Below are 9,925 nucleotides of genomic sequence, written 5' to 3'. Positions count from 1 at the left end.
GGAATGATTTTTCAAACAGGCTCTAGTTTAATAAAATGGCTTGGCAGAAAATGAATTCTGTCAAGCCGTTTTTTCTGGACATGTCCATAAATGATTTTTATATCATAGCTGTTCTAAATTCCAAACCACATCTTGCGGATTACGGTCAGTATAGCAATATGTACCGGATAAAAAGCATAGAAGAGGTATTTTACCCATTTCCCCTGAATAAATCCCCGTTTTTCATTGTACATATTCAAAGGAATAAAAGCAAAGCAAGCCTTCCATTCATAGATCAGCCAGCAGCTTCCAATAACTGCCTGTGCAGATTTGTGCTGATGCAGCCAGTACATGATCAGGAGAAATACAAAGCCTTTATATCCGTAATCTGCTTTGAGAAAATAGGAGACTGCAAGAAGCAACAGCATGCAGACAAGCTGCATGGAAGCATTTTTTTCAAAGCGTTCGACCAGGCAGAATGCAAGATATCCCAGAAATAAGGTGAAAAAAACGTTCTGCTTATCTGGATACAGCAGAGTGCCATTTTGTGCAAAATTCCATGGAATTTCTGAAATACAGGCGAAAATCAGAAGATTTCTACCATATTTAAAGCGGTTATGGGTGTGAAGGAACCCTTCCACAAGCAGGAAACAGAAAATAGGGAAAGCTGCACGCCCCACATCACGCATTACCCGGTATAGGGAATAAGTGGTGCTGCCTATTTGAAACCAGGGCGCTATGGCTGGCGGGTAGTGACGCAGAAGAAAAGAAGCGGTATGGTCGATCAGCATAATCGCCATAGCCAGCATCTTCAGGGCACTACCGCTTAGGATTCTCAGTTTTTCGGGCATAAAAGAAGTTGAGGTTTGCGATGACATATCTATGTAAGTCCTCCTGTTTTGAATATAAAGTATTTCCGGATGCTTTTTGCTATGAAAGTTCCAGGTGGCAGCTGTGATCGGAATGTTCTTATGTAGTTTATCATGAAAATAAAATTTCTACAAGACAAGTCTAATAAATGGTACCGACAATTTTTTCGTAAATTTTGCAAAATATGACTAGACGAATGAAGAATTTTGTGAGAAAATAACACTAGGTTGTTAGGTCTTTAACAACGATTAAGTAATCAACACTGAAAGGAGTCTTAAAATGATTTACACTACTGAAGTTGAAAACATGTGCCCAGTAGCTAAGGGTGCAAAACATGAGCCAGCTCCGATCCCGGAAGAAGGCCAGTGGGTCCATGCAAAGAAAATTGAAGATATCTCTGGTTTTACACATGGTGTAGGCTGGTGTGCTCCTCAGCAGGGTGCCTGTAAACTGTCCTTAAATGTTAAGAATGGTGTAATCGAGGAAGCCCTTATTGAGACAATCGGATGCTCCGGTATGACACATTCTGCAGCTATGGCAGCAGAGGTTCTTCAGGGTAAGACAATTCTTGAAGCATTAAATACAGACCTTGTCTGTGATGCAATCAATACAGCAATGAGAGAACTGTTCCTTCAGATCGTTTACGGACGTACTCAGAGTGCTTTCTCTGATGACGGTCTTGCTGTTGGTGCAGGTCTTGAGGACCTTGGTAAAGGCCTTCGTTCCCAGGTTGGTACAATGTACGCTACCAAGGAAAAAGGAGTTCGTTATCTGGAAATGGCAGAGGGCTATGTAACAGGTATTGCTCTTGACGAAGACAACGAAGTAATCGGATATCAGTTCGTTTCTCTTGGAAAAATGACTGACTTTATCAAAAAAGGTGATGATCCTAACACTGCATGGGAGAAGGCAAAAGGTCAGTATGGCCGTGTAGCTGATGCTGTTAAGATTATTGACCCAAGAAAAGAGTAAGCCACAAGCGAAAGGAGACGAACAGAAATGGCATTATTTGAAGGATATGAGAGAAGAATTGCTCAGATCAATTCTGTATTAAATAGCTATGGAATCAGCTCTATCGAAGAAGCTGAGAAAATCACAAAAGACGCTGGTCTTGATGTATATGACCAGGTTAAGAAAATTCAGCCGATCTGCTTTGAGAATGCTGCATGGGCTTACACAGTAGGTGCTGCAATCGCAATCAAGAAAGGCTGCAAGAGAGCTGCTGACGCTGCTGCAGCTATCGGAGAAGGACTTCAGGCTTTCTGTATTCCTGGATCTGTTGCTGACCACAGAAAAGTAGGTCTTGGACATGGAAATCTTGGTAAAATGCTCCTTGAGGAAGAGACAGAGTGCTTCTGCTTCTTAGCAGGACATGAGTCTTTCGCAGCTGCTGAGGGTGCTATCGGTATCGCTGAGAAAGCAAACAAAGTACGTCAGAAACCATTACGTGTTATCCTGAACGGACTTGGAAAAGATGCTGCCCAGATCATTTCCCGTATCAACGGATTCACATTTGTTGAGACAAAATACGATTACAAAGAAGCTAAATTAAACGTAATCTATGAGAAGCCATATTCAAACGGACTTCGTGCTACTGTAAAATGCTACGGTGCAGATGATGTTCAGGAAGGTGTTGCTATCATGCATCACGAGAACGTTGGTGTTTCCATCACTGGTAACTCCACTAACCCGACTCGTTTCCAGCATCCGGTTGCAGGTACATACAAGAAAGAATGTATCGAGCAGGGTAAAAAATACTTCTCCGTTGCTTCCGGCGGTGGTACAGGACGTACTCTTCACCCAGACAACATGGCAGCAGGTCCTGCTTCCTACGGTATGACAGATACTATGGGACGTATGCACTCTGACGCACAGTTTGCTGGCTCCTCTTCCGTACCGGCTCACGTTGAAATGATGGGTCTTATCGGAATGGGTAACAACCCGATGGTTGGTGCTACTGTTGCTGTAGCTGTTTCTGTAGAGGAAGCTGCTAAGGCTGGCAAGTTCTGATTATATAAATTGTAAAAGCGTTGAAAGTGCCGTAAACTCCAGGGTTTACGGCATTTTTGTTACTATCGGGATTTCTTGCAAAACAGCATGAAAATACATGAAAAAATGGCGGTAACTAACAAATAACTAACAGGTAACCGACAGGCGCAACTGACAAGTAACTAACAAACCTACCACAAAAAAGCAGCAGGACAATGCCTGCCGCCAATCATTTTGTTATCTTTTTCATTTCTCTTTTCAGATCTTCCACAGTACGGTGAGTATATATCTTTTCTGTGATATCTGCAATTTCATGTCCGACGATCATTTTCAGAATATATTCATTCATATTTGCTTCTTTGGCTTTCGTAATAAAAGTGTGTCTGGTGTCGTGGGGCTTGTGATCCATTCCCAGTCGTGCCATAACCTTCTTGAAACGTCCCCGGTATTTGTCATATGTAAGGTAAGTGCCCTGCTGACCGTCCGGATCATTGAAAAGATATTTGCTTCCCATACCGACTGCTTGCTCATAATTCTTACGGACCAGATCAGCAACAAGTGGATGAATTGGAACCAGGCGGTTACGGCCGGCATCTGTTTTTAGTCCACCAGTGTATGTCATATTATCCAGATCCACATCTGCAACTTTCAGAACTGCCAGTTCCTGGGGACGCCATCCGGAATAAATTCCGATTAGGATCATATCTGCGAATGGTATTTCCGGATGTTTCATAAGGGCTGTAATTTCCTGTTCAGAAAAAGGAATGCGGACAATAGTAGGACGTTCTCTTTTAACACCATCACATAAGGCTGCATAATTTTTATCCACAAGTTCATGTTTCATAGCCCATTTATACATAAGGTTAAACAGACTCTTCATTCGTCCCTTAGTGCTGGATCCTACGTTTGCACTATGAATGGTTCCTTCAAGATGTTCGACTCGGACATCTTTTATTCGCATATCATAAAGAGGAGTGCAGTACTTGTAAGCTGCGGTGATCGTACGTATGCTGGAAGCATTGCTGAGTGTGGGGAAATATTCTTCAGACCATTTTTCGTACACTTCCGAAAAAGTTGTCTTATTAAAATTCAGATCATAAGGATTTTCATTGTATTGTACAAGAGCAGTCATTGCTTCCTGTCTGGTAGCATAATATCCGATTGCCTGTTGCTTCTGTTTTACTTTTTGACCTTTCTCATCAAATTCCCATCCGAAGGTTTTGGCTGCCACCCATGGCCGCCGGCGCCGGCCAGATAGCTTATATACAGAACCGAATCCATTTGGAAGTTTCATAACATCACCTTTCTTCTAAAAAAGAGTATAAAAAATACACCTTTGCAGGTGTAAAGAAAAGTGCTATAATAATCTTGCTATGGAATGATTATAGCAGTTTTCTTTACACTGCAAATTATTCACAAATCGCTCTGGTGCTGGTAACACTGGGGCGGTTTTTATTTATTCTAAATTGAAAAATTTCTTTATTTCCTTAATTGCCGTATCTTTATGATTTCCATAAAAACGTTCAATGCTCTTTTGCGATTCAAGACCAGAAATCAATTTCTGATCAATAATACCGCCATGCTCTTCGTTGTATGAAAAAACGTATTCATAAATCTCTTTAGCGTTTGAAAGCCCCTCAGCAACGGAAAGCAATTCGGAAGCTGTAGCCATTGGATCACCTTGCGGTGAATCAGATAAAGAGTCATATTCGATTTCAGAGTCAACAAGTTCGATTAATTGATTGTCTGAAATATATTTTCTTACGGTTACCCGAATACCACTTAATAGTTTCAAATAGTCAGCAGGAAAATCCTGTAAAATAGAATCACTGATAAGATACTTTTTATGTTTTTCTTTGAAACCAGAGAAAACAACGTTTTTTATAATATTTTCTCTTTGGAAAGCATCAGTGAATTCTATATCTGCCATAATAGCTGACACGGAGCATTCGTCAGAATGAAATAATTCCAGTGAATATGAAATCTTGCTATTATTCAAAGTCTCTATGTATAAAGAAGAAGGACGAAAAGATAATCCCTTGTTGGTTGCGTTTATTGGATATCTTTGAGTTTCGATGTCTTCAACAGAAGTAGGGATTTCGCCTAATTTAACTGCGGTACCGGAAGCAACAACGCCCATAATATCAGCAGAAAAAGAAACGTAATCAATATCAAGCCCAATTATTGCATTTCCACCAGCCTCAGTAATTTGACTTTGAAGCTGATCCAATGCATATTCTTTTGCTTCTTTTAATTTATTCGAATACATTTTACTGTTGGTGCCCAAAAAATCTGAAATTCCTGCACCCAGAGAACTTAGAAATCCGGTACCTAAGGCACATTCTCCAGAAAAAACTCCAAGGTATTCAGTGATAGTATATCCTTCAAAGTTGTATCCAGAAGTCATTAACATTTTCTTGTTCATAAACCCTCCCGATTTCTACATTGCTTGCAGAATAAACAATGTCTTTTTGTAGATAATAGTAGTATGAAGATATTACTAACACAAATCATGTATGAAAAAAATGTATCTGTACGGCAGCTGTCGAACATGACCGGGATCCCGAAATCCACGATCAACAATATTATGATCGAGAAGTATTCACCAACCCTGGACAACTTAGAAAGGATTGCCAAGGCTCTGAAAGTCGGGATGGTAGATCTGTTTGATTCACCGTACAAATAAGTGTCCAGTACACTGGACGATTGTGTTTTCAAGCAAAATTAATCCCTCTGTTTATCGTATAATAAGTATAAAAAATAATGTTAAACGAACAAATGTTTGTGAAATATATTGCACTTCAAATATAAATGGTGTATATTAAAAACGAACAAACGTTCGAACAAGCGAGAACGGAGGGGTTATACATATGAGCACAGAAGAAAAAAAGGAAAAGATACGTGAGCTTATAGAAAAAATAGAAGATGATGAACTTTTATCATTTATCTACAAACTCATTAAAAGGTTGATGGACTGAGGAAATCCTTAGTCCTTTTCTTTTGCAATCTTTTCCGCAATTTTCTCCAGCAGCTCCCACTCAGATTCGTCCAAGTTAGCAAGAGCGAAGATAAGACGTTCCTTGAAGGAATTCTTTTCACCCTTGAACAGATCTGCCGTAAGCTTGGCAATTTCATCTTGACGATCAAGGGGCTGATCTGGGTCTCCTTCTCCCTTTAACAACCAATCCTTTCGGATATGATATTTCTCACATATATCATCAATCAATAGTTCACTAGGGTTTCCGGTTCTTACCAATTTAGAAATATATTGTTGAGAAACATTTAAGGATTCCCCAAAAGCGGTTTTAGTTTTTCCAGAACGCTCTAATACAAATCCAATTCTGTCATTGATGGTTTCCATGCTGTCCTCCTTTCTTTAAAACCAAGTATACATCGTGTTAAAACAGAAGTCAATATAAAAATACAACTAAGTTGTGGAAAAATAGTTGACAACACAACACGATGGTGATATAGTACAACTAAGGCGTAGGAAAATACAACGAGAAAAGAGAGGTGAACATTATGTCAGAAAAAGAGAAAAAAATCTTGAAACGCCTTTCAGAAATTGTTCCTAATCTTCCAGATTCTAAAAAAGAAAGACTCCTGGGAGTAGCTGAAGGAATGAACATCATGAAAGAAAGCATGGAAACCCAGAAAGCAGGATAACAGAAAGCGAGGTGAGAGGATGGGATTTATGCTTGCAGAAAAGAAGAACTATGAAATCTGTGAAGCAATAATTGAGATGTTCCACGAAAGAGAAATATCTGTAGAGCAATCCTATGCGATTTTAGATTATGTAAAAAGGAAAATCGCACAGGACACAAAAGTTGGTGAATTAGTCAAAATTAGCTATGAAGATTTTTTATAGCTTCAGAAACAGCTTGAATTGCAGTTTCATCAGAACAACAGACAAAAGCGGCTAATTCACATTGAGCTGTATTTCCATTATTCAAAGCTATATTATGCGGAACATGAAAAATACAGTCAGAACGGCACTCATTATTAATGAGTGGACAAAATGTAAGTTTATTCATTGGCATTTGTTTTCCTTTCATAAAACTCGGGCATGCCAGTGCCCTGTACCTAAAGAATAGGAGAGAATAAAAAGAAAGTCAAGTTTGAAAGAAAGGTAGGCGAAAAATATGACCAAAGAAAAGAAAGAGCGTATCACAGTAATCGTACAGAATCTGAAACAGATGGATATTGTAAGCCTTAAGTTGATGGAGAATAACTCAGAACTCCTGAGAGCCAGAAATGCAATGGAAGTAGAAGTAAAGCAGGCAGGATAATAGTGGGGGAGAATGAAACTTAGAGTAAAGGAGATGGGTGAAGGCATGAATGAGGAACAAAAGGAAAGAGAAGCGTACTTAAAGGCTATAGGAATCACAAAAGAAGAACAATCGCCTGAAATGAATGGTAATTCCGATTCAATGAAAACATTGAACTATGCAAGAGATATTCTTCTGGAATGTGAAAAGCGAAAATATACCCTGCAAGATGTTGGAGAATTGCTTGAAATGTTGAGGATGATGGCTGGGCGGAGCACAGAGATTATCAGAATGGATGCATTGTTCAAGGTAGATGTTCAGCCGCAGAGAAAAAATAGCGGCTGGGACATCAAGATAGAAGATTTTTTATAAATGCTTTTTTGCGTCATAGTGAGCAAAAAATTTTCTGCCAAGATCAGTAACCTGGAAACGTTGTACATAAGTGTCGATAGGTGTTAATGCTGTTAAACCATAGCTTTCGAAATATGGAAAACATTGGGTGTAGAAAAAATTTGAAGTCTTACCTCGAGTAGCGTTACTGGTTACACCGGTGCAAAATGTTCCATATTTCAAGGTGAATAGTTGAAGAGCTGTTATTTTGGAGACAGAAAAATAGTATACAACATCTTCAGGAATTTCAAATTCCTTATTTGAAAAAATATTTACAAGATCATCAAATGAAAAATCTCCAAAACGCTCATCAGATTGCTGGGCAAGTTTGCTTTTTAAAGCTTCGTTTTCAGAAGTCAGATTTTGCAGGGTTTGAGAAAGAAATGTAATGTTGGGAACCGAGTCTGGCCGGATCCATCCGCGGAGTTCATGATGCTGTTGGATGGCATTTAAGGCTTTTAAAATACCGAGTTGAATGTCTTTCTCATCATCTACAAATTCGACGATTTTACTTGTGACAAGTTCTTTAAAGTCATTGAATTCTCTTGGATGTTGTTGTTCGAGGATAGAATGAAAATCTTGAGATTCTTTGATCTTAGTGTCGAGGAACTTATCGCTTAGAACAAGTGCAAAAAAAGGAATGTTATGAGCAACAGCATATTCATATTCCAATTGCGTATAACTTTTTCTGGATTTTGGTTCGATAGAGCCATATCTTCCACCTAGAATAAGCATGTATATATCGGAATTGTCAATCCAATTATATATGGTTTCTAATTGAGATTCGCTGCCAGCTGTAAAGAGTTCCATACCAGCTGGAATATGACCTGCATTTAGGATTGCTTGTACAGCAGATTGACGCTCAGATATTAAATCGGTGTATGTAGAAGAAATAAATATTTGAAGTTTTTTATCCAATGCAATACCTCCCTAATGAAAAATAACAGTTAAGTTTTTTTCGAATTCTATGTAATTACAGAATAGGAGAAAATTGGTGGAAAGTCAACAAAAGAATGCAGGTGTTTGAGCGTGCGTAAAAGGAAAGGAGGAAAAATGAATACAGGGAAAATATTACCAGTTGAAGCTGCTGCAATTCTCAACACGTCCCCGCAGTTTGTACGTGTTGCGATGCAGCAGGGAAAACTGCCGATTGGAATAGCGATTAAGATGTCCACCAAGTGGACTTATAACATCTCTGGAAAGCTTCTGACAGAATACAGCGGAAAAGATGTTGAAAAAGAGCTGGAACAGATCAGAAAAAAGAAAGTTATGTAAACTAAAGAAAAGAGCCGATGCAAGGGGGGCATCGACTCAGGTCCATATGTAATCAACCAATTACATAATATCATTGGGCCACTAAAAAGTCAAGAATGTAAGAAAAATCAGGGGTGAAATTCCCCTGTTTAGTACTCGATTAAGATATTAAACTTAGGAGCCTTTTGGTATGAAAACAAAGCGTAAAACCTGGTATCTGCAGAAGAAGGATATCCTGTATGTGGAAGAGAATCATGATGGCAAGTATGGAGCTAAGGGGAAGGAGAGACTGCCTAAGAGAAAGCTTACTCCGGAAGATGTTCAGAGAGTAAACGCCTGGAATAAATCCAAGAGGGCAAGACTCAGACTGATGGAATATTTTTCACCAGGTGATCTTTGGGTGACATTTACATACAAGCCAGAGAACAGACCTCCAGATATGGACACTGCCAAGAAGCAGTTTTTGAAAATGATGGACAAGCTAAGAAAGATTTACAGGAAAAAAGACAGGGTGCTCTTCTGGATCCGGAACATTGAGCGGGGGACGAAGGGAGCCTGGCATATACATTGTATTATCAACGATATTGGAAATACGGCAAGTCTTGTTGAAAGGGCTTGGCCCTATGGTGGAGTATATGTAACTCAGATCAGGAAGAGTAAGTGCCCGGAAGAGGATTTCCAGAAACTGGCTGATTACATCACAAAGGATGAGAAAACCAGGGAAAAGAAACAAGACGGAACCCTGGCAAAGCCCAGACTTAGTGAAGCAAACTACAGCCATTCCAGGAACATGCCGCTTCCAGAGCCAAAGCCAGAGGAACTGAAGCGTTGGCCTAAGAAAGTGAAGCCTAAGAAAGGCTACTACATAGCAGAGCTCTTTGAGGGGAAAAATCCGGTAACTGGGTACAATTACCGCCATTACACATTGATCAGATTGAACAGACGAATTTAAAGAAAGGGGGAATCAAGCTGTGAAAGTCAATATTTATCTGGAAACAGATAAACAGTGCCAGGCGAGAGTTCAGCGCAGATACGGATATGTAATAGAAGCCGTGTACGCTGGCAGGACTGAGACCAGAGAAGGTTTCGGAAATAGTAGTAGTACATATCATCAGTGTAACTTACAGGCACTTATAGAAGCCCTTTCGAGATTTTGGTCCTATGTCAAGATTTAG

At 39.5% G+C, this 9,925-nt stretch carries 15 protein-coding genes; 10 read left to right on the top strand and 5 right to left on the bottom strand.

From position 1 onward, the window contains the following. Positions 1-113: 113 nt before the first annotated feature. Positions 114-857, bottom strand: a complete 744-nt coding sequence (locus tag PGQ38_RS11480; protein WP_204454229.1) for a TraX family protein — start codon at positions 855-857, stop codon at positions 114-116. Between the two features lie 271 nt (positions 858-1,128). Here PGQ38_RS11480 and PGQ38_RS11475 point away from each other — a divergent pair, with 271 nt between their 5' ends. Continuing rightward, a complete protein-coding gene (locus PGQ38_RS11475; protein ID WP_118581434.1) occupies positions 1,129-1,821 on the top strand; it encodes an iron-sulfur cluster assembly scaffold protein in 693 nt (230 codons plus the stop codon). A gap of 27 nt (positions 1,822-1,848) precedes the next feature. Next, positions 1,849-2,859 carry a GGGtGRT protein gene (locus PGQ38_RS11470; RefSeq protein WP_118581437.1) on the top strand — a complete coding sequence of 337 codons (1,011 nt, stop codon included), beginning with the start codon at positions 1,849-1,851 and terminating at the stop codon, positions 2,857-2,859. Between the two features lie 208 nt (positions 2,860-3,067). Here PGQ38_RS11470 and PGQ38_RS11465 read toward each other — a convergent pair whose 3' ends face one another. Beyond that, positions 3,068-4,132 (bottom strand): tyrosine-type recombinase/integrase, encoded by a 1,065-nt coding sequence (locus tag PGQ38_RS11465; protein WP_270431800.1) that lies wholly within the window; start codon positions 4,130-4,132, stop codon positions 3,068-3,070. Between the two features lie 162 nt (positions 4,133-4,294). Next, complete coding sequence (locus tag PGQ38_RS11460; protein WP_270431798.1) at positions 4,295-5,263, bottom strand: YbjQ family protein; 969 nt, start codon at positions 5,261-5,263, stop codon at positions 4,295-4,297. Positions 5,264-5,326: 63 nt separating this feature from the next. On the opposite strand from PGQ38_RS11460, the gene PGQ38_RS11455 reads away from it, so the two are divergent. After that, a complete protein-coding gene (locus PGQ38_RS11455) occupies positions 5,327-5,524 on the top strand; it encodes a helix-turn-helix domain-containing protein (protein WP_118581605.1) in 198 nt (65 codons plus the stop codon). Between the two features lie 300 nt (positions 5,525-5,824). Here the strand turns inward: PGQ38_RS11455 and PGQ38_RS11450 are convergent, their stop codons facing one another. Next, a complete protein-coding gene (locus PGQ38_RS11450; protein ID WP_215661060.1) occupies positions 5,825-6,199 on the bottom strand; it encodes a helix-turn-helix domain-containing protein in 375 nt (124 codons plus the stop codon). 161 nt (positions 6,200-6,360) lie between these two features. Between PGQ38_RS11450 and PGQ38_RS11445 the strand changes: the two genes are divergently transcribed. From PGQ38_RS11445 to PGQ38_RS11430, 4 genes are all read left to right on the top strand, one after another. Beyond that, positions 6,361-6,504 carry a hypothetical protein gene (locus PGQ38_RS11445; RefSeq protein WP_215661058.1) on the top strand — a complete coding sequence of 48 codons (144 nt, stop codon included), beginning with the start codon at positions 6,361-6,363 and terminating at the stop codon, positions 6,502-6,504. A 28-nt stretch (positions 6,505-6,532) separates the two neighbouring features. Continuing rightward, on the top strand, positions 6,533-6,706 hold the full coding sequence (locus tag PGQ38_RS11440; RefSeq protein WP_270431793.1) for a hypothetical protein: 174 nt from the start codon (positions 6,533-6,535) through the stop codon (positions 6,704-6,706). A 274-nt stretch (positions 6,707-6,980) separates the two neighbouring features. Next, the gene (locus tag PGQ38_RS11435; protein WP_270431790.1) at positions 6,981-7,127 is read left to right on the top strand and encodes a hypothetical protein; all 147 of its coding nucleotides are present in this window, start codon (positions 6,981-6,983) and stop codon (positions 7,125-7,127) included. A gap of 12 nt (positions 7,128-7,139) precedes the next feature. After that, entirely contained in the window at positions 7,140-7,478 is a 339-nt protein-coding gene (locus PGQ38_RS11430) for a hypothetical protein (RefSeq protein WP_270431788.1), read from the top strand. Here the strand turns inward: PGQ38_RS11430 and PGQ38_RS11425 are convergent. Continuing rightward, positions 7,473-8,414 (bottom strand): DUF4062 domain-containing protein, encoded by a 942-nt coding sequence (locus tag PGQ38_RS11425; protein ID WP_270431786.1) that lies wholly within the window; start codon positions 8,412-8,414, stop codon positions 7,473-7,475. The two genes, PGQ38_RS11430 and PGQ38_RS11425, sit on opposite strands and share 6 nt — an antisense overlap. A 135-nt stretch (positions 8,415-8,549) precedes the next feature. On the opposite strand from PGQ38_RS11425, the gene PGQ38_RS11420 reads away from it, so the two are divergent. The 3 genes from PGQ38_RS11420 (at position 8,550) to PGQ38_RS11410 (ending at position 9,925) form a co-directional block, all read left to right on the top strand. Continuing rightward, positions 8,550-8,771 carry a hypothetical protein gene (locus tag PGQ38_RS11420; RefSeq protein ID WP_270431784.1) on the top strand — a complete coding sequence of 74 codons (222 nt, stop codon included), beginning with the start codon at positions 8,550-8,552 and terminating at the stop codon, positions 8,769-8,771. A 169-nt stretch (positions 8,772-8,940) separates the two neighbouring features. Further along, a complete protein-coding gene (locus PGQ38_RS11415) occupies positions 8,941-9,702 on the top strand; it encodes a rolling circle replication-associated protein (RefSeq protein WP_227199015.1) in 762 nt (253 codons plus the stop codon). A 19-nt stretch (positions 9,703-9,721) separates the two neighbouring features. Beyond that, positions 9,722-9,925, top strand: a complete 204-nt coding sequence (locus PGQ38_RS11410; protein WP_270431782.1) for a hypothetical protein — start codon at positions 9,722-9,724, stop codon at positions 9,923-9,925.

Origin of the sequence: Blautia faecis, from assembly GCF_027662325.1 — a bacterium.
GTDB classification, from domain to species: Bacteria; Bacillota; Clostridia; order Lachnospirales; family Lachnospiraceae; genus Blautia_A; species Blautia_A faecis.
The sequence above is the reverse complement of the archived record's forward strand: the minus strand, read 5'-3'. Positions and strand labels throughout refer to the sequence as shown.

Bases quoted from the DNA above. Each gene is read 5' to 3' on its own strand.
- PGQ38_RS11450 (WP_215661060.1), bottom strand. From the start codon at position 6,199: ATGGAAACCATCAATGACAGAATTGGATTTGTATTAGAGCGTTCTGGA.
- PGQ38_RS11475 (WP_118581434.1), top strand. From the start codon at position 1,129: ATGATTTACACTACTGAAGTTGAAAACATGTGCCCAGTAGCTAAGGGT.
- PGQ38_RS11460 (WP_270431798.1), bottom strand. From the start codon at position 5,263: ATGAACAAGAAAATGTTAATGACTTCTGGATACAACTTTGAAGGATAT.
- PGQ38_RS11430 (WP_270431788.1), top strand. From the start codon at position 7,140: ATGAAACTTAGAGTAAAGGAGATGGGTGAAGGCATGAATGAGGAACAA.
- PGQ38_RS11420 (WP_270431784.1), top strand. From the start codon at position 8,550: ATGAATACAGGGAAAATATTACCAGTTGAAGCTGCTGCAATTCTCAAC.
- PGQ38_RS11470 (WP_118581437.1), top strand. From the start codon at position 1,849: ATGGCATTATTTGAAGGATATGAGAGAAGAATTGCTCAGATCAATTCT.
- PGQ38_RS11480 (WP_204454229.1), bottom strand. From the start codon at position 857: ATGTCATCGCAAACCTCAACTTCTTTTATGCCCGAAAAACTGAGAATC.
- PGQ38_RS11455 (WP_118581605.1), top strand. From the start codon at position 5,327: ATGAAGATATTACTAACACAAATCATGTATGAAAAAAATGTATCTGTA.
- PGQ38_RS11465 (WP_270431800.1), bottom strand. From the start codon at position 4,132: ATGAAACTTCCAAATGGATTCGGTTCTGTATATAAGCTATCTGGCCGG.
- PGQ38_RS11440 (WP_270431793.1), top strand. From the start codon at position 6,533: ATGCTTGCAGAAAAGAAGAACTATGAAATCTGTGAAGCAATAATTGAG.
- PGQ38_RS11445 (WP_215661058.1), top strand. From the start codon at position 6,361: ATGTCAGAAAAAGAGAAAAAAATCTTGAAACGCCTTTCAGAAATTGTT.
- PGQ38_RS11415 (WP_227199015.1), top strand. From the start codon at position 8,941: ATGAAAACAAAGCGTAAAACCTGGTATCTGCAGAAGAAGGATATCCTG.
- PGQ38_RS11435 (WP_270431790.1), top strand. From the start codon at position 6,981: ATGACCAAAGAAAAGAAAGAGCGTATCACAGTAATCGTACAGAATCTG.